We start from the raw sequence: 18,398 nt of genomic DNA, 5'->3' as shown, positions 1-18,398 counted from the left end.
TCACCTCAGCAGGCTCGCCGGATCGGCGCGGCGCAGGCTGCGCATCGCGGCCAGGCCCGAGACGATCGCCAGGCCCATGCCCAGCAACAGGCAGGCAGCGGTGGTGAGCGGATCCAGCGCCACCGGCACGCTGCGGCTGCGCGCGAAGGCGAAGAAGATCCCGCCCAGCACCGCGCTGCCGACCAGTCCGATCGCACCCACCCAGAACGCCTGCTCCATCACCACCTTGCGCAGCGCGCCGACACCGACGCCGAGCGCGTTGAGCGTGGCGTATTCGCGCACCGAGCCGATCACCGCCGCGACCAGGGTCTGGCTGGTGATCACCGCGCCGACCAGGAACACGATGCCGGCCAGGAACAGCACGCCGGCGCCGGCGCCGGTATCGAACATCCAGTACAGCTGCGAGCGGCGCGCGAAGTCGCGCGCGGTCCACACGTCGTAGCTGCCGAATGCCGTGGTGCCGCGCAGGCGCGCGGCCACCGCCTCGGCCTGGGCGGGGTTGCGCAGCTTGGCCACGAAATAGGTCATGCGGTTGACGTTGGCCGGATCGGTGTCGAGCTCCGCCGCGGTGGCCAGCGAGGCCACCACGTTGACGCCGCCGAGTGCGCGCAGGCCGCTGCTCACGCCGACCACGCGCACGCGGTGGCCGTTGATCACCGCCTTGTCGCCCACCTTCACGCCGAGACTGCCGAGGTCGGCGCGATCGACGATCACCGCATCGGGCTCGTTGAGGCGCGCGCGCAGCCCGACCGGCAGCGCATGCGCGAACAGCATGCCTTCCGCGCGCGTGTCGATGCCGGAGACGAATACCGAGACGCCGCCGGTGTCGTTCGGGCCGCGCCAGTCGGCATCGACCCAGTGGAAGGGTTCGACCTGGCTGACCGCCGGATCCATGCGCAGGCGCATTTCCACGCCCGCATCGATCGGTCGTCCCAGGTTCACGCTCTGCGTGCCCGGATAGCCGGCCCACAGATCGGCGGAGGAACCGGTGATGTAGACGCTGGCGCTGCCGAAGATGCCCAGCACCAGCGCAGCCTGCAGCAGCTGCAGCAGGCCGGCGAAGCCGACCGCGAGGATGGCCGGCAGGAAACGGCGCCATTCGTAGACCAGGGTCTTGCGGGCCAGCGCCACCATCAGCGGGCGCTCCGCGGCGGCGGGGGCACCGGCATCGGCGCGCCGCCCAGGGCTTTGTAGAGAGAGACGTAGGCGAGGTCGCGCGCGGCGATCGCGCTGGCCAGTTCCAGTTCGGCGCGATGGCCGTCGATGGCGCTGTCCTGCACGTCCAGCCCGCTGCCCAGGCCGAGCTCCGCCCGCTTGCGCGTGGCGGCGAGGCCGCCCTGCGAAGCATCCGAGGCCTGCGTCAGCGCCTGCTCGCGGCCGCGCAGTTGTTCCAGGTCGCCCAGCGCCACTTCGGTCTCGGCCACGCCCTGCAGCACCGCCTGCCGATAGGCCAGCAGGGCGGCGTTGAGTTCGTGGTCCTTGGCGTGGGCGGCGGCGACGCGCTGGCCCCAGTCGAACAGCGGGATGTCGATCACCGGGCCGGCCGAGAAGATGCCTTCGTGATTGCGCGCGCGATGGTTGGTGGCGATGTTGACCGACCACTGGATCGACGAGCCGAAGCCGATGTGCGGATAGATGTCCTTGCGCGCCAGGCCGAGCTCGCCGGCGGCGCGGATCACTTCGGCCTCGGCGCCGGCGATCTCCGGCCGCGCGCGCAGCATGTCGGCCGGCGCGGCGGTGAGCTGCCAGGCGCCCAGGCGCGGCTGCGTGCCAGGCTCCAGCCAGGCCTGGTCGGGTTCGTTCTGGCCCAGCAGCACGGCCAGCTGCTGCGCGCTGGCGTTGATCGCCTGGCGCGGTTCGGCCAGGGCCGCCTCGGCGCGGGCCAGTTCGGCCTGCGCACGGGCCGCTTCGATCGGCGGGGCGAGCTTGAGATCCACCCGGGTCTGCAGCAGGCGCTGCTTTTCCTGCTGGGCGTCGCGGATGGCCAGCAGCAGGGCCTCCTGCCGCTGCGCCGAGCGCAGTTCCACCCAGCGCCGGGTCACTTCCGCGACCAGCGAGACCTGGGCGCCGCGCAGCGCGGCCTGGGCGCCATCGGTCTGGCCGGTGGCGACGCGCTTGGTGCTCTGCCAGGCGCCGAACAGCGGGAATTCCCAGCTCGAATCGAAGCCGACCATGAAATAGGAGGCGCTGGTGTCCGGATTCACCACGTCATTGGTGCGCGCGTGCAGGTTCGGCAGGTAACCATCGCGCGCATGGCCGCCGACCTGGCGCGCGGCCTGCAGGCGCTCGGCCGCCTGGGCCACGTCGAGGTTGTTGCGCAGCGCGCGGTCGATCAGCCCGTCCAGCGCCGGGTCGCCCAGCGCCTGCCACCAGCCGCGCAGGTCGGCCGCGGGCGGCGCCGCGTTGGCGGGAGCGTTGCGCCAGGCCTCGGGCACGGGTGCCTTCAGGTCCGGCAGGGGCGCCACCGCGCAACCGGCGAGCAGGGTGCCGAGCAGCGCGCACAGCAGCACGGGCGCGAGGCGTCCGATGCGCGCGTTCGACGGTGAAGTTGCGGTTGAGAACACGTCTTTCCCGGTCATCGGCGGAGGATGGCTGCCTGGTCGCGGCCGCCTTGAGACCCGCGCCCGGTCGCGCCGGGCGAGGCCGGCGAGCCAAGCCGTGCAGGGTATCGGCCTATGGTGACAGACAGCAATGGCATGGGCGGCGAGCATAACGTCAGGCGTCTTATCTTGAGCTTCAGAGGCATGACTTGCGGCGGGACAGATCCGGAAAGGAGGCCGAAAGGGGTGCACACCTATCGTTCAGGCATTCTGCGACCCGGAGTGCCCGCGTGACGGCTTGGAACATCCTCTGCGATTTCGACGGCACCATTTCCGTCGAGGACGTGATCGACTCGCTGCTGGACCGTTTCGGCCGTCCCGGCTGGGAAGCGCTGGAGCAGGACTGGCGCGCTGGCCGCATCGGTTCGCGCGAGTGCATGAGCGGCCAGGTCGACCTGCTCGACATGAGCCGCAGCCAGCTGGACAAGCACCTGGAAGGCCTGTGGATCGACCACGCCTTTCCGGCCTTCGTGGCCAGGACCCGCGAGCTGGGCGCGCCGATCCGCGTGGTCAGCGACGGCCTCGACTATGCCATCCATAAGATCCTCGGCCGCTACGGCCTGGACGATCTGCCGCTGGCCGCCAACCACCTGGCACCGGCCGAGCCGCCGCGCCAGTGGCAGCTGACCTCGCCGTTCCAGGCCGAGGGCTGCCGCAGCGGCACCTGCAAGTGCGCCTGCGTGGCGCAGGCCCGCAGCGGCGGCGCCAAGACCCTGCTGATCGGCGACGGCGCCTCGGACTTCTGCGCGGCCGACCGCGTCGACTTCGTGTTCGCCAAGCATCGCCTGATCGAGCATTGCCGCGCCGCCGGCATCCCCTACGTGCCGATCACCGGTTTCGAAGACGCGCTGGAGTTGCTGCCGCGCCTGCTCGACGGCAGCCTGCTGGCCGAGCATGCCCGTCCGGTGCCGGCCGCCGCCGCGGGCTGATCCCCGCGGCTTCGCCTTTCATCCGTAACACCCCGCCTTTCCCCATCCGGATTTCTCGATGAACGCTTACGACCCCAACGCCGCCACCGGTGTGATTCCCGACGCGCAGCTGCTGGCCGACGAGGCGCAGTACAGCTCCTTCGGCGACACCGTGCATTACGTCGATCCGCCGAAGATCTTCCGCCACGGCCAGGGCAGCTGGATGTACGACACCGCCGGCGTGCCGTTCCTGGACCTGCAGATGTGGTACTCCGCGGTCAACTTCGGCTACGGCAACAAGCGCCTCAACGACACCTTGAAGGCGCAGATCGACACGCTGCCGCAGGTGGCCAGCCAGTACCTGCACCAGACCCGCATCGAGCTGGCCAAGACGATCGCCGTCGACGCGCAGCAGAAGTTCGGCCTGAAAGGCCGCGTGCACTTCAATGTGGGCGGCGCGCAGGCGGTCGAGGATTCGCTCAAGCTGGTGCGCAACTACAAGAACGGCAAGAGCCTGATGTTCGCCTTCGAGGGCGGCTACCACGGCCGTACGCTGGGCGCCTCGTCGATCACCTCGAGCTACCGCTACCGCCGCCGCTTCGGCCATTTCGGCGAGCGTGCGATGTTCATCCCGTTCCCGTATCCGTTCCGCCGTCCGAAGGGCATGACGCCGGAGGAATACTCCGACGCCTGCGTGCGCCAGTTCGAGCGCCTGTTCGAGACCGAGTACAACGGCGTGTGGGACCCCAAGGTCAACCAGGCCGAATACGCCGCTTTCTACGTGGAGCCGATCCAGGGCACCGGCGGCTATGTCATTCCGCCGAAGAACTTCTTCAAGGACCTGAAGAAGGTGCTGGACAAGTACGGCATCCTGATGGTGGTCGACGAAATCCAGATGGGTTTCTGGCGCACCGGCAAGCTGTGGTCGATCGAGCACTTCGGCGTGACGCCGGACATCATCGTGTTCGGCAAGGCGCTGACCAACGGCCTGAACCCGCTGTCCGGCCTGTGGGCGCGCGAGGAGATGATCAATCCGGAAATCTTCCCGCCGGGCTCCACGCACTCCACCTTCAACTCCAACCCGCTCGGCACCTCGCTCGGCCTCGAAGTGATCAAGATGGGCTACGAGCTCGACTACGAGACCAACGTGGCGAAGAAGGGCGCGCACTTCCTGGATGCGCTGAAGGACCTGCAGAAGCGCCACAAGGAAATCGGCGACGTCGACGGCCTGGGCCTGGCGCTGCGCGCCGAGATCTGCACCGACGACGGCTTCACCCCGAACAAGGCGCTGCTGGACAGGATGGTCGACATCGGCCTGGCCGGCGACCTGGAGCACAACGGCAAGAAGATCGGCCTCGTGCTGGACGTGGGCGGCTGGTACAAGAACGTGATCACCTTCGCGCCGTCGCTGGACATCACGCACGAAGAGATCGACCTGGCCATCGCGCTGCTCGACCAGCTGCTGACCAAGGCCAAGAAGGCGATGTAAGCCGGCCGCCGCGGACGCACGCTGGTGCGTCCGCGGCGGCTATGGAAAGTTTTTGTCGATATTTCCCATGCAGGGGAAGCTGGCAAGCAAGGCGACGCTTCGGTGTCGCCTTTTTTTGTGCGTGTGTTTTGGGGTGTGTGGATAGCCGTGAGGATTTATCCGTTTAAATGCATGGTGCGGGTAATGTATTCAAATTATTCGATCGGCATTTAAAATATTTTGCAATAACGCTTTTGGAATGCATATCGGATTTGGCATTTCTATTAGCGCCCATCTTATATGGATGGATTTGCGCTGCATTCGGCATTATTGAATAAAACATATCCACTTCTGCTTGGTAGGGGTATGTCATTGCCTGGTGCTGCGTTATTTTTGTTTCGGCATCCATCCTTTCTCGTGCGCCGGGTCCGGCGTAGCCTGTTGAATTCCGCAAGTGCTGCTGTGCCCGCCTCCGAAAGGCTGGATGCGATTTTATGCGCGCTCAATGACGGGAGTTTTCAGATGAGTAAGATTAATCGCATATCCCCCGCGGCCATGAATAGTCGGCGGGTGGTCATATCCGGAGCGGCCGGGCTTCGGCGCAAAAGGCGCGACGTCCGTCGGCGGCGTTTGTCCACGGCGGGAGCTGGCATATTCGCTATTGGCACGGCGCTGTTGTTTCAGGCGCCCATGGCCGGTGCGCAAGTGAGGCTGTACCTCAATGACAGCAGCGATGACGGCTGCGGCTTCTTGAACGAGACCATCACCGGTACCGTGAACAGCCCCATCTGCAATGTCCGCAGCGTTGCCGAGCTGCGCACGCAAGGCGTCCAGGCCGGGACCATGGTCATCAACGGCAACGGCAGCTTCATCAACGGCGGGCTCTCGATCGGCGGTGCGTTCGACCTGGGCGCGAACCAGATCCATGCCCTGAAGGCGGGCACGGCGAGCACCGATGCCGTCAACGTCGGCCAGCTTTCGTCCATCCTGCGCGCGCTTGGCGGCGATGTGCGGCTCGATGCCGTCACCGGCGCAGTGAGCGATCCCCGCTTCGATCTGGCCAACGGCGGTGCGCAGATCACGGTCGGCGGCGCGCTGGGCAGCCTGGACGGTGCCATCACCAACAACCGCAGCAGCATCGCGTCGCTGGAAAGCCTGATCAGCCAGGATCCGCTGAGCCGCACGATCAGCATAGGAGGGATGGTCGACGGAGACACCGTCGACCTGGCCAGCAAGGACAACGGCCGCACGTATACGCGCCGGCTGACCGGCCTATCAGAGGGCGCGCTGTCGAGCACCAGCACGGATGCCGTGAACGGCGCGCAGCTGCATGCCACCAACCAGCAAGTGGCCATCAACACCGGCAGCATCAGCCTGCTGCAGAGCCAGATCGGCAACGGCACGGTGGGGTTGGTTCTGCAGGACGCGCTCACGCAGGACATCAGCGTGGGCAGCGTCAGCGGCGGTGGCCGGGTCAGCTTTACCGGCGCCGATGGCGACCGTGTGCTGAGCGGGCTGCGCAGCGGCACGGCCGACAGCGATGCGGTGACCGTCGCACAGCTGAAGGCGTCGGGCCTGGTCGATCCGAACGGCGTGCCCCTGGCGGCGCTGGTCTATGACGATCTCACGCTCGGCAGCGCCACCCTCGGAGGTGCCGGCGGCACCGTGATCCGCAACCTCGCCGACGGTGCGGTGGCGGCAGGCAGCATGGAAGCGGTCAATGGCGGCCAGCTGTACCAGCTGCGGTTCGACCTGGTCAGCCAGATCGATGCGCTCAACGGCCGGATCGATGCGCTCCAGCCGCAGACGATCGATCGCCCGGTGGCCGCCAAGGATCCTGCGGGCCATGGCGGCGACACGCTCGGCACGGGTGCGATCGCGAGCGGCACCGACAGCACGGCGCTGGGTTCCCACAGCGTGGCGAGCGGTAACGATGCGGTCGCCGTGGGCGCGAACTCCATCGCCGCGCGCGATCACACGGTGTCGGTCGGTTCGGCGGGCAACGAGCGGCAGATCACTCATGTGGCGGCCGGCATCGAGCGCACCGACGCGGCCAACTGGGGCCAGGTGCAGGATGCTGTGCAGGAGGTGCGGCACTGGGTGCGCGACCGCTTCCGGCAGGCCGGCCGCCTGGCGAACGCCGGCACCGCGGCCGCGATGGCGATGACCAACGTGCCGCAGGCCTATGCCGCCGACCAGAGCGCGCTTGGCGCCGGCATCGGCAGCTTCAAGGGACAGTCGGCGCTGGCGCTGGGCCTGTCCACGATCACGCCGGGCGGCCGCTGGGTGGTCAAGGGCAGCCTCACCGGCAATACGCAGGGCGACGTGGGCGTGGGGATGGGCGCGGCGCTGATCTGGTAAGGCCGATCGGGTAAGGCCGGAGCTGCGCATGGCAGGGACGGCGGCGCTTCAGGCGTCGCTGTCTTTCCGCGCGGTGCGCGCATGCGGGAAACGCACTTCCACGCGCAGGCCGCCTTCGCTGCCGGCGATGTAGCGTACCTGCGCGCGATGCCGTTCGGCGATGCGCTGCACGATCGCCAGCCCCAGGCCGGTGCCTTCCTCGTTGCTGCCGGGCACGCGGAAGAAACGCTCGCCCAGTCGTGCGAGAAAGGCGGGCGGCACGCCGGGGCCGTTGTCTTCCACGCTCAGGCAGGCGCTGTCCTCGTCGTCGGTCACGCCCACCGTCACCATGCTGTTGCGGCCGGCGTAGCGCAGGGCGTTGTCGAGCAGGTTGTCGAGCAGCTCCTGCAGGGTGATGCGGTCGCCGTCGACCCACGCCGGTGTCGGCGGACCTTCGTAGCCGAGGTCCACGCCGACGGCGAGCGCCTCGTGCACGCGCAGCGCCAGCAGGTCCGGCACCATCCGGGCAAGGTCGAGCAGGCCGTGTGGATCGCCGGCGTGGTCGGGCGACTGCGCACGGGTCAGCGCCAGCAACTGGCCCGAGGTGCGCGTGGCGCGCTGGGTCAGGCGCAGGATGTGGTCCAGCGCGTCGTTGACCGTTTCCCGCGAAGGATCGGCCTGCGCACGCTCCACATGCACGCGCAGGCCCGCCAGCGGCGTGCGCAGCTGGTGCGCCGCATCGGCGATGAATCTCTCCTGCAGCGCCAGCATCGCGCGCAGGCGCGCGAACAGCCCGTCGATGGTGCGGGTCAGCGGCAGGATCTCCACCGGCACGTCGGCATCGCCGATCGGCGCCAGGTCGTGCTCGCGCGCGGCCAGTCGCGCGGTGAGCGGGTCGAGCTGGCGCAGGCCGATGCGCACGCCGAACCACACCAGCACGAAGACCGAGGCGATCAGCAGCGCCTGCGCCGGAATGCTCAGCAGCAGGATTTCCCGCGCGTTCTGGCGGCGGTCGCGCAGCGTCTCGGCCAGGGTGACGGTAAGCGTGTCGCCGGCCTCGTGCGTGCTGTCGATCACCACGCTGGCGGCGCGCAGCTTGCGCCGCTCCACCATGGCGTCGAACAGCTTCGGTTCGCCGTTGACCGCCAGCGACAACCGCGACGGCGGCACCAGCGTCGGCGTGCCGGCGATCAGCCCGTGGTGCTCGCTGACGATGCTGAAGTAATTGATGTTGTTGTGGCCTTCGGGGTCGTACTGCAGCAGGAACTTGGCCTGTTCCGAGATCGGGCCGTCCATGCCCAGCTGCAGCATGCGCGCCACGGTTTCCGCGCCGCCGGCCAGGTCGCGATCGTGCACGTGATTGGAATAGACCAGGGCGCCGGTGTAGGTGATCAGGCTTTCCAGCAGCAGCATCAGCATCAGCGGCACCAGCAGGAAGGCGAGCAGGCGCCGGCGCAGGCTCTGCCGGCCGTCCGGTTCGAGCAGGCGGTACAGCCAGGGCTGCGCGTCGCCGGTGTCGCTCACTCGACGCCTTCCTTCGATTCCTCCAGCAGATAGCCCAGGCCGCGGATGGTGCGCACCTGGGTGCCGGAGCCGGACAGCTTGCGGCGCAGGCGGTAGATGGCGATGTCCAGACCGTTGTCGGTCAGCTCCTCGTCCCAGTTGCACAGCGCCTCGACCAATTGCGCGCGGCTGGTGACGCGGTCCGGGCGCGCGGCCAGCGCTTCGAGCAGGCCGAATTCGCGCGCGGTCAACTCCAACGGTGCGTCGTCGACCCAGGCGCGGTGGCCGGGCAGGTCCAGGCGCAGCCGGCCGATGCTCATCTCCGGCGCGCCCTGCGCGGTATAGCGGCGCAGCAGCGCGCGCACGCGCGCTTCGAACTCGGCCAGCGCGAACGGCTTCACCAGGTAATCGTCGGCACCCAGGTCGAGCACGCGCACGCGTTCGCGCAGGCCTTCGCGCGCGGTGATCACCAGCACCGGCAGGCCGGCGCCGCGCTTGCGCAGGCGCTGCAGCACTTCGCTGCCGTCCAGGTTGGGCAGCCCCAGGTCCAGGATCAGCAGGTCGTAGGGCGTATCGCGCAGGGCGCTGTCGGCGCGCGCGCCGTCGTTGACATGGTCGACCGCGTGGCCGCTCTGGCGCAGCGAGGCGCATACGCCGGCCGCGATGGCGGGGTCGTCTTCGGCGATCAGGATGCGCATGCGGGGTTCCTGGCGGAGGGCGCCGGCAGGCGGCGCGGGTCCCTGGGTGAATTGCGAGTCATTCTCATCTGTGACAGTATCCGTGCCCGGCCGCGCCAGGCGGCCCGATCGGCCGGCAGCTTAGCGCCACGGCCGATCGCTGGGACAGATCGCACGCGGCGCCGTTCATCGCCGGCCAGCGATACCCGCACTTCATCACGGGCACACGCATGGGCAGGCAGGCGGCAACGATGGGACAGGACGGACGAGCGCGGGACGGCCGGGACCGGGCCGGGCGCGCGTTCTGGCTGAAGCAGCTGCATCGCTGGCACTGGATCAGCTCCGCCATGTGCCTGGTCGGCATGCTGCTGTTCGCTGCCACCGGCATCACGCTCAACCATGCTGCCCGCATCGAGGCCAAACCCCGGACCGAACATCGCGAGGCGTCGCTGCCCGCGCCGCTGCTGCGCGCGCTGGCCGGCGAGGACGAACGCAAGGGCGTCGCGCTGCCTGCCGTCGTCGCCGACTGGATCCGCGGCAGCATCGATGTCGACGTCGCCGGGCGCCCCGCCGACTGGTCGGCGGACGAGATCTATCTCTCGATGCCGCGCCCCGGCGGCGACGCCTGGCTGAGCATCGACCGCACCAATGGCAAGCTCGAAGCCGAACGCATCTCGCGCGGCTGGATCTCCTATCTCAACGACCTGCACAAGGGCCGCAACGCGGGGCCGGTGTGGGGCTGGTTCATCGATCTGTTCGCGCTGGCCTGCGTGGTGTTCTCCGCCACCGGCCTGCTGCTGCTGAAAATGCATGCCGCCCAGCGCGGTGCCACCTGGCCGCTGGTCGCGTTCGGGCTGGTGCTGCCGCTGGTGCTGGCGCTGATCTTCATCCACTGACATCTCCAAGGAGCGCCCCGATGCGTCGCCTGCTGTTCACCATGCCCGTCCTGCTGCTCGCCGCCCCCGTCGCGGCGGCCGATCTCGATGTCACCGTGCAGATCCCGCAGCTGGATGTCGCCGAGTACCACCGTCCCTACACCGCGGTGTGGATCGAGCGCGAGGACCACAGCGTCGCCGCCCAGCTGGCCGTGTGGTACGCGCAGAAGGACAGCAAGGAAGGCGCCGGCACCAAGTGGCTGCCGGAGCTTCGCCAGTGGTGGCGACGCGGCGGCCGCGAACTGCAGATGCCGGTGGATGGCGTTTCCGGCGCCACCCGTCCGGCCGGCATGCAGCAGCTGAAGTTCCAGCAGGGCAAGGCGCCGCTGGGCCAGCTCGCCGCGGGCAAGTACGAGCTCGTCGTCGAAGCCGCGCGCGAAGTCGGCGGCCGCGAAGTGGTGCGCGTGCCGTTCACCTGGCCGGCCGCCGCGCCGCAGCACCTCGATGCCAAGGGCAGTGCCGAACTGGGCGCCGTCAAGCTCGACCTCGCGCCCTGAGCGCGGCGCTTCCTTTTCATTGCAAGGAGTCACTCATGTCGCTTCGCTCGCTCTCGCTGTCCGCGCTCGCTTGCGCGCTCTGCCTCCCGTTCGCCGCGCAGGCGCACAAGATGTGGATGGTCCCCTCGGCCACCAATGTCTCCGGCGCCGATCCGTGGGTGACGGTGGATGCCGCCGTCTCCAATGACCTGTTCTTCCCCGACCACGTGCCGGGCGACCTGTCGCGCCTGGCGATCACCGCGCCGGACGGCCAACCCGCGAAGGCCGAGAACAGCGTCACCGGCAAGTACCGCAGCGTGTTCGATCTCCATCTCACCCAGCAGGGCACCTACAAGCTGGCGCTGGTCAATGCCGGCGTGTTCGCCAGCTACGAGCTGGGCGGCGAGAAGAAGCGCTGGCGCGGCGACGCGGCGAACTTCGCCAAGGATCTTCCCGCCGGCGCGAAGAACGTCGAAGTGAACGAGTCGGTCAACCGCGTGGAAACCTTCGTCACCAACGGCAAGCCCAGCGACGCCGCACTCAAGCCCGTCGGCAAGGGCCTGGAGCTGGTGCCGGTCACCCATGTCACCGACTTGGTCGCGGGCGAGGGCGCCACCTTCCAGCTGCTGCTGGACGGCAAGCCCGCCGGCGACGTGAAGGTCACCGCCATCGCCGGCGCCACGCGCTATCGCAATGCGCAGGATGAGTTCGACGCCACCACCGGCAAGGACGGCAAGTTCACCCTGACCTGGCCCAAGGCCGGCATGTACTGGATCAACGCCAGCACGCAGGACGACAAGACCAGCGTGAAGCAGGCGAAGCAGCGCCGCCTCTCGTACACGGCGACGCTGGAAGTGCTGCCGCAGTAAACCGATGGCGATCGCGACGGAAGCCGTGCACCAGCTGCACGGCGTAACCATGGGCACCACCTGGTCGGCGCGCATCGTCGCGCCGCCCGGGATGCCCGTGCGCGCGTGGCAGGACGGCGTGCAGCGCTGCCTCGACGAGGTCGATGCGCAGATGAGCACCTACAAGCCCGATTCCGCGCTGTCGCGTTTCAACACTGCGCCGGCCGGCACCTGGCAGAGCGTGCCGGACGAATGCTTCGCGGTGATCGCCCAGGCGCTGCGTCTTGCGCAGGAAACCGGCGGCGCCTACGACCCCACGGTGGGACCGCTGGTGAACCTGTGGGGCTTCGGCCCCGACGCAGCACCGGCGCGCACGCCGTCGGATGAAGCGCTCGCCGCGGCGCGCGAACGCGTCGGCTGGTGGAAGCCGCGGTTGAACGAAGCGGCGCGGCAGCTGTTCCAGCCGGGCGGCGTGTATATCGACCTGTCGTCGATCGCCAAGGGTCATGGCGTGGATCGCGCCGGCGAGTGGCTGGACCGGGCCGGCGCGCAGGCCTGGCTGGTCGAAGTCGGCGGCGAAATGAAAGCGCACGGGGCGAAGCCCGACGGTTCGCCCTGGCGCGTCGGCATCGAACGGCCGGACGGCTCCGGTGCCTACGATCAGGTGATCGCGCTCGGCGGCCGCGCCATCGCCACCTCGGGCGATTATCGGCGGCGTTACGCGCAGGACGGCGTGGTGCGTTCGCATCACATCGATCCGCGCAGCGGCGTTCCCGTCGCGCATGCGGTGGCATCGGTAAGCATCCTGGCGGCGCGGGCCATCGATGCCGATCCGCTGGGCACGGCGATGACCCTGCTCGGTCCCGACGAAGGCCTGGCGTTCGCGCGCGAACGCGACCTGGCCGTGCTGTTCTCGCTGCGCGGCGAACACGGCTGGGAGACGCGCATGTCGCCCGCCTTCGCCGCAGCATTGCGCGCATGAATCCGGCGGTCACCGGCGGCGGGCGCGAAGCGCTCGGCCATGCACTGGCGCTGCTGCCGCTGGCCGCGCTGGCGGCGTGGCTGTTCTCGCTGCAGGCCGGCGCGATGCACTGGCGCGATCCCGGCGCGGAGCGCTGGCTCGAAGCCTCGGCCAGCGTGGCCGCCTGGCTGGCGCTGCTCGGCTGGCTGCGCTGGCGCCGCCGCGCGCCGGCGGACGCCGCGCCGTTGGCCGATGCGCTGCTGGTCGCTTATGCCAGCCAGACCGGCTTCGCCGCACAACTCGCGCAGCAGACGGTCGACAGCCTGTGCGCCGCGGGCACGCCCGCGCGCCTGGCCGGGTTGGACACGCTGGAGGAAGCCGTGCTGCGCAAGGCGGGGCGCGTGCTGTTCGTGGTCAGCACCACCGGCGAAGGCGATGCGCCGGACGAAGCGGCGGGCTTCGAGCGGCGCTGCCTCGCGCGCGTCGGCGACCTGGCCGGTCTGCGTTATGGCCTGCTCGCACTCGGCGACAGCGACTACGCCGACTACTGCGGCTTCGGCCGCCGCCTGCGCCACTGGCTGGCACAATCCGGTGCGCAGCCGTTGTTCGATCCGGTAGAGGTGGACAATGGCGACGCCGGCGCGCTGCGCCACTGGCAGCATCACCTGGGCATGCTCAGCGGCGCCACCGGGATGCCCGACTGGCAGCGTGCGCCCTATGCGAGCTGGCGGCTGGCGGAACGCCGGCTGCTCAATCCCGGCAGCCTCGGCGGGCCATGCTTCCATCTCGCGCTGCGGCCGGAGGACGGCGTGCTGGCGTGGGAGGCGGGCGACATCGCGGAGATCGAGCCGCGCCACGCGGCGGAGACAGTGACGCGCTGGCTGGCGGCGACCGGCTTCGACGGCGCGGCAAGGGTCGGCGGCGACACGCTGTTCGAGCGGCTCGCCCGCAGCCATCTTCCCGCGCCGGCGGATGTCGCCGGCCTCGATGCGGCAAGGCTCGCCGCGCGGCTGCAAGCCTTGCCGCATCGCGAATACTCGATCGCCTCCGTTCCCGCCGATGGCGAGCTGCACCTGCTGGTACGGCGGATGCATCACGAGGACGGCCGCCCGGGCCTCGGTTCCGGCTGGCTTACGCAAGACGCGGAAGAGGGGGCGCCGATCGCGCTGCGCATCCGCGCCAATCCTTCGTTCCGTCCGCCCGCCGCGGACCTGCCGTTGATCCTGATCGGCAACGGCACCGGCCTGGCCGGTCTGCGCGCACTGCTCAAGGCGCGTATCGCCGCCGGCGCGCGGCGGCACTGGTTGCTGTTCGGCGAGCGCCAGCCGGATCGCGATTTCTTTCATCGCGACGAACTCGAATGCTGGCTGCGCGAAGGCTGGCTCGAACGGTTGGACCTGGCCTGGTCGCGCGAACCGGCGGCGCCCGCTTATGTGCAGCAGCGGCTGCGCGAAGCTGCTGCGTTGTTGTGGGCGTGGGTGGACGCGGGCGCGGCGATCCGTGTCTGCGGGAGCTTGGCCGGGATGGCGCCAGGAGTGGAAGAAGCCTTGCGCGACGCGCTCGGTGCCGACCGGCTCGAACAAATGCGCGTGGATGGGCGTTATCGGCGCGATGTCTATTGAATAGCCCCTCTCCCGTTGGGAGAGGGGGTGGGGCGAAGGTGCAGGTGGAGCGCAAGAGTGATGCGTACCGCTCCGCCCGCACCCTCATCCGGCTGCCGCCACCTTCTCCCGGAGGGAGAAGGGTCCACTTTGAAGGTTGAGGAACAACCGTAGCGTCCGTGCGTAGCGCGGCGTAAAGCCCCTCTCCCGTTGGGAGAGGGGTTGGGGCGAAGGTGCAGGTGGAGCGCAAGAGTGATGCGTACCGCTCCGCCCGCACCCTCATCCGGCTGCCGCCACCTTCTCCCGGAGGGAGAAGGGTCCACTTTGAAGGTTGAGGAACAACCGTAGCGTCCGTGCGTAGCGCGGCGTAAAGCCCCTCTCCCTCCGGGAGAGGGGTTGGGGTGAGGGTGCGGGCGGAGCGCAAGAGTGATGTGCACCGCTCCGCCCGCACCCTCATCCGGCTGCCGCCACCTTCCTCGCTCCTCCACGCGAAGAGGGCACAGGGATGTGCTCGGCTTTGATGAGCGAGGAAAGCCGGGCACATCCCTGTGCCCTCCCCGTGGGAGAGAGGGGTTGGGGTGAGGGTACGGGCAGAGCGCAAGGGTGATGTGCATCGCTCCGGCCGTACCCTCATCCGGCTGCCGCCACCTTCTCCCGGAGGGAGAAGGGTTCTCATTTGGAACGGTGAGGTGATCCCCTCTCCCCTCCGGGAAAGGGGTAGGGGCGAAGGTACGGGCGGAGCGCAAGCGTGATGTGCACCGCTCCACTACCCATCGACGCTCCTGGAATGCAGCGGGAAATTGCGACTCGATTCCCGTGACCTTTGGCCTTGCCTCACCCCACCCCCATAGCGCACGCTGCCGTATCACCTGGGGGAGAGACAAAGATGGTGGGACGAGGGGGCAGGACGATAGGTCTGGTGCTGGCGCTTGGCTTCGCGTGGGCGGTGCTCGCGCAGGACGCACCGGCGCCGGCGGGCAGCGCGGCGGCGAAGCAGGCGATGCCTGCGGCGGACCAGGCAGCGGCGCCGGCCGCGACTGAAGTGGCGGAGATCCCGCTCGCTGGCGCGGCTGCCGCGGGCGTGCACGAAGCCAGCGCGCCCAATGCCTGGGGCGGCGAACGCCAGGGCAACGAAGCGACGCTGTCCGACCGCGTGGTCGGCTACCGCATCGATGCGGAACTGGACGCGGCCAAGCACGCCGTCACCGGCAGCGAACAGATGACCTGGCGCAACCGCAGCGACCGTCCGGTGCGCAGCGTCTACCTGCATCTGTACCTCAACGCCTTCAAGAACGAAGGCAGCACCTTCTTCACCGAGCGCCACGTGCTCACCGCGCATGGCCATTCGCGCGGCGCGGCGACGCTGAAGAAAGGGCAGTGGGGCTATATCGACCTCAAGCGCGTGCAGCAGGGCGGCGCAGCGCTGAAGTGGAGCTTCGTGCAGCCCGACGGCGGCCCGAAGACCGACCAGACCGTGGTGCGCGTGGACCTGGCGCAGCCGGTGGGCGCGGGCGAGACGCTCACACTCGACATCGACTTCCTGAGCCAGCTGCCGCGCGTGGTCGAACGCACCGGCTGGTGGGGCGATTTCAACCTGGTCGCGCAGTGGTTCCCGAAGATCGCGGTGCTGGAGCTGCCGGGCGAGCGCGGCGCCACGCAGGTGCGCTGGAACGCCCACGAGTTCCATTTCAACAGCGAGTTCTATGCCGACTTCGGCAGCTATGACGTGCGCCTGACCGTGCCGTCCGACTACACCGTGGGTGCGGTCGGCGAGCAGCAGGCTGCGCCGACGCAGGCCAACGGCAAGAGCACCTATCACTTCGTGCAGGGCGACGTGCACGACTTCGCCTGGGTCGCGGCCAAGGGCTACCAGACGCTGGACGGAAGCTTCACCGGTCCGGGCGTGCCGAAGGTCGCGGTGCGCGTGATCTATCCGCCGGAATACAAAGCCAGCGCGCAGCCGGTGCTGAAGGCGACCACCGATTCGCTGGAGTATTTCTCGCGCACGCTGGGCGCGTACCCGTACCGCACCGTCACCGCGGTGGTGCCGCCGTACAACGGGGCCGAAGCCGGCGGCATGGAATACCCGACCTTCTTCACGGCGGAGGGTTATTCGAAGATCGATCCGAACACCTCCGACCAGTGGGAAATCGACTTCGTCACCATCCACGAATTCGGCCACGGTTATTTCTATGGCCTGCTCGCCTCGAACGAGTTCGAGGAACCGATGCTGGACGAAGGCCTCAACGAGTACTGGGACCAGCGCATGCTGCGCGAGCGCAACCAGCGCATCCTGGTGCCGAGCTCGTTCGCCGCGCGGCTGGGCGTGCGTCCGTCGATGGATGTGTTCGTGCAGGAGCGCCTCGGTGCCGGCCTGAAGTCGCCGTACGATCCGCTCTCGGAGAACGCGTGGAACCGCTTCTCCAGCAGCAGCTACGGCACGGTCTATTCGCGCACCGCCACGGCCATGCACGACCTGGAAGAGCGCCTGGGCAAGCCGGTGATGGAGAAGGCCTTCCGCGAGTACTACAAGCGCTGGCATTTCCGCCATCCCTCGGCGGCGGACCTGCGCGCCGCGCTGGTCGATGTCTCCGGCGACGCCAAGACCGTCAATGAGATCTTCGATCAGTACGTTTACGGCACCGCCTTCATCGACGACCGCATCGCCTCGATCGACAACGACGAAGTGGTGCCGCAGGCCGGCGTGTTCGACAAGGACGGCAAGCGCAGCGAAGTCGAGGCGGAGGTGCTGGAGAAGCAGCTCGACAAGCAGCGCGAGGATTGGCAGAAGGCGCACAAGGATGCGAAGTCCTGGGAGGGCCCGTTCCCCTGGCGCGGCACGGTGACGGTGGTGCGCGATGGCGCGCCGGCACCGCAGCTGCTGCGCGTGACCTTCGCCGACGGCAGCCATGAGGACGTGCACTGGAACGACAACCGGCGCTGGGCGCGCTTCGTGTTCGACAAGCCGTCGAAGGTGGTTTCGGCCGAACTCGATCCCGAGCAGAAGATCCTGCTCGACGCCGACAAGTTGAACGACAGCCGCACCACCAAGACCAACGCCATGGCATCGCGCCGCTGGACCGCCGACATGGCCGCGCTGCTGCAGGCTTTCTATTCCTTGCTGGGGACGCTGTGATGGCCTTCAAGAATTCCCGTCGGGTTTCCCTGGGCGCCCTGTTCGGCGCTCCCGTGGCCGCGCTGCAGTGGCGGCTGCTCCTGCTGTGGACGCTGCTGCTGCTGTTGCCCACCTTCGTCGCCGCGATGCCGCTGCTGCACACGCTGGGCCAGCTGCTGGACCACTCGGTGCACGCCGAGGCGTGGGCGCGCCAGTTCGACGCGCTGATGTTCGGCGACACCGTACGCGGCGTCATGAACAGCGGCGGTGCCGTGCGCGGCGGTTTCATCGCCGGCCTGCTGCTGACCGCGCTGCTCACGCCGCTGCTCAACGGCATGGTGGTGGGCGCCGGTCGCGCTGGCCGGCCGCTGGGCTTTGGCCATCTGCTGCAGAGCGGGGTGGTCGAGTACGGCCGGATGTTCCGCGTGATGCTGTGGACGTCCGTGCCCTATGCCGCGGCGATCTGGGCGGTGAAGACCAGCATGGATGTGCTGGACGACAAGACCGAGCTGGCGGTGCTGGAATCGCAGGCGCAGTCGACGACGCATTGGCTGCTGGCGCTGGCGGTGCTGTGCGTGGTGCTGGCGCAGGTGATCGCGGAGTCGGGACGCGCGGCGTTCATTGCCGACGTGGGCCTGCGTTCGGCGGCCAAGGCGATCTGGCGCGGCTTCGTGCAGCTGGTGCGCCGGCCGTTCAGCAGCCTGTTCGCCTACGTGTTCGTCTCGGCGATCGGCTTCGGCGTGGCGTTTGCGCTGGGTGTGGCGCGGGCGCATGTCACGGCCGTGGGGCTGGGCCTGGTGCTGGGTTTCCTGCTGACGCAGGTTGCGGTGGCGGCGATCGCCTGGACGCGCGTGGCGCGCCTGTTCGCGCTGGCCGAGGTGGCGCGTTCGCTGGGTGGCAGTGGACGGCGCGCCGCGTTCTGAGCGTGCCGGATCGAAGGGTGGGGTTCGCCTCACTCTTCGATCC

At 68.8% G+C, this 18,398-nt stretch carries 14 protein-coding genes; 10 read left to right on the top strand and 4 right to left on the bottom strand.

Going from position 1 to position 18,398, the window contains the following annotated elements; translation table 11 throughout:
* Positions 1 to 1,134 (bottom strand): ABC transporter permease, encoded by a 1,134-nt coding sequence (locus BM172_RS16585; RefSeq protein WP_026635153.1) that lies wholly within the window; start codon positions 1,132 to 1,134, stop codon positions 1 to 3.
* Entirely contained in the window at positions 1,134 to 2,564 is a 1,431-nt protein-coding gene (locus BM172_RS16580) for a TolC family protein (protein ID WP_231504191.1), read from the bottom strand. Before BM172_RS16580 ends, BM172_RS16585 begins: the two co-directional genes overlap by 1 nt.
* Positions 2,565 to 2,830: 266 nt before the next feature.
* Between BM172_RS16580 and BM172_RS16575 the strand changes: the two genes are divergently transcribed.
* From BM172_RS16575 to BM172_RS16565, 3 genes are all read left to right on the top strand, one after another.
* A complete protein-coding gene (locus tag BM172_RS16575; RefSeq protein WP_026635155.1) occupies positions 2,831 to 3,529 on the top strand; it encodes an MtnX-like HAD-IB family phosphatase in 699 nt (232 codons plus the stop codon).
* 58 nt (positions 3,530 to 3,587) lie between these two features.
* Positions 3,588 to 4,997 (top strand): aspartate aminotransferase family protein, encoded by a 1,410-nt coding sequence (locus BM172_RS16570; RefSeq protein WP_026635156.1) that lies wholly within the window; start codon positions 3,588 to 3,590, stop codon positions 4,995 to 4,997.
* 669 nt (positions 4,998 to 5,666) lie between these two features.
* Entirely contained in the window at positions 5,667 to 7,337 is a 1,671-nt protein-coding gene (locus tag BM172_RS16565; RefSeq protein ID WP_051548637.1) for a YadA family autotransporter adhesin, read from the top strand.
* Positions 7,338 to 7,385: 48 nt separating this feature from the next.
* Here BM172_RS16565 and BM172_RS16560 read toward each other — a convergent pair whose 3' ends face one another.
* Together BM172_RS16560 and BM172_RS16555 are read right to left on the bottom strand one after the other, a co-directional pair.
* A complete protein-coding gene (locus BM172_RS16560) occupies positions 7,386 to 8,840 on the bottom strand; it encodes a sensor histidine kinase (RefSeq protein ID WP_231504192.1) in 1,455 nt (484 codons plus the stop codon).
* Positions 8,837 to 9,517 carry a response regulator gene (locus BM172_RS16555; RefSeq protein ID WP_026635158.1) on the bottom strand — a complete coding sequence of 227 codons (681 nt, stop codon included), beginning with the start codon at positions 9,515 to 9,517 and terminating at the stop codon, positions 8,837 to 8,839. Before BM172_RS16555 ends, BM172_RS16560 begins: the two co-directional genes overlap by 4 nt.
* A 230-nt stretch (positions 9,518 to 9,747) precedes the next feature.
* On the opposite strand from BM172_RS16555, the gene BM172_RS16550 reads away from it, so the two are divergent.
* The 7 genes from BM172_RS16550 to BM172_RS16520 all read left to right on the top strand — a co-directional run bounded on the left by BM172_RS16550 (position 9,748) and on the right by BM172_RS16520 (position 18,355).
* Positions 9,748 to 10,392, top strand: a complete 645-nt coding sequence (locus tag BM172_RS16550) for a PepSY-associated TM helix domain-containing protein (RefSeq protein ID WP_026635159.1) — start codon at positions 9,748 to 9,750, stop codon at positions 10,390 to 10,392.
* Positions 10,393 to 10,412: 20 nt separating this feature from the next.
* Positions 10,413 to 10,928 (top strand): DUF2271 domain-containing protein, encoded by a 516-nt coding sequence (locus BM172_RS16545; RefSeq protein WP_026635160.1) that lies wholly within the window; start codon positions 10,413 to 10,415, stop codon positions 10,926 to 10,928.
* A gap of 35 nt (positions 10,929 to 10,963) precedes the next feature.
* Positions 10,964 to 11,776, top strand: coding sequence for a DUF4198 domain-containing protein (locus BM172_RS16540; RefSeq protein ID WP_026635161.1), 813 nt, complete (start codon positions 10,964 to 10,966; stop codon positions 11,774 to 11,776).
* A gap of 4 nt (positions 11,777 to 11,780) precedes the next feature.
* Positions 11,781 to 12,737, top strand: a complete 957-nt coding sequence (locus tag BM172_RS16535) for an FAD:protein FMN transferase (RefSeq protein ID WP_035323305.1) — start codon at positions 11,781 to 11,783, stop codon at positions 12,735 to 12,737.
* Entirely contained in the window at positions 12,734 to 14,338 is a 1,605-nt protein-coding gene (locus BM172_RS16530; protein WP_026635162.1) for a sulfite reductase subunit alpha, read from the top strand. Before BM172_RS16535 ends, BM172_RS16530 begins: the two co-directional genes overlap by 4 nt.
* A gap of 865 nt (positions 14,339 to 15,203) precedes the next feature.
* Positions 15,204 to 17,453 carry a M1 family metallopeptidase gene (locus BM172_RS16525; protein ID WP_090423606.1) on the top strand — a complete coding sequence of 750 codons (2,250 nt, stop codon included), beginning with the start codon at positions 15,204 to 15,206 and terminating at the stop codon, positions 17,451 to 17,453.
* Positions 17,453 to 18,355, top strand: a complete 903-nt coding sequence (locus tag BM172_RS16520; RefSeq protein ID WP_035323307.1) for a hypothetical protein — start codon at positions 17,453 to 17,455, stop codon at positions 18,353 to 18,355. Before BM172_RS16525 ends, BM172_RS16520 begins: the two co-directional genes overlap by 1 nt.
* Positions 18,356 to 18,398 lie beyond the last annotated feature (43 nt).

Source organism: Dyella marensis, from assembly GCF_900112865.1.
In the GTDB taxonomy this organism is placed as follows: domain Bacteria; phylum Pseudomonadota; class Gammaproteobacteria; order Xanthomonadales; family Rhodanobacteraceae; genus Dyella_D; species Dyella_D marensis_A.
This window is presented reverse-complemented; position numbering and strand designations above follow the sequence as displayed.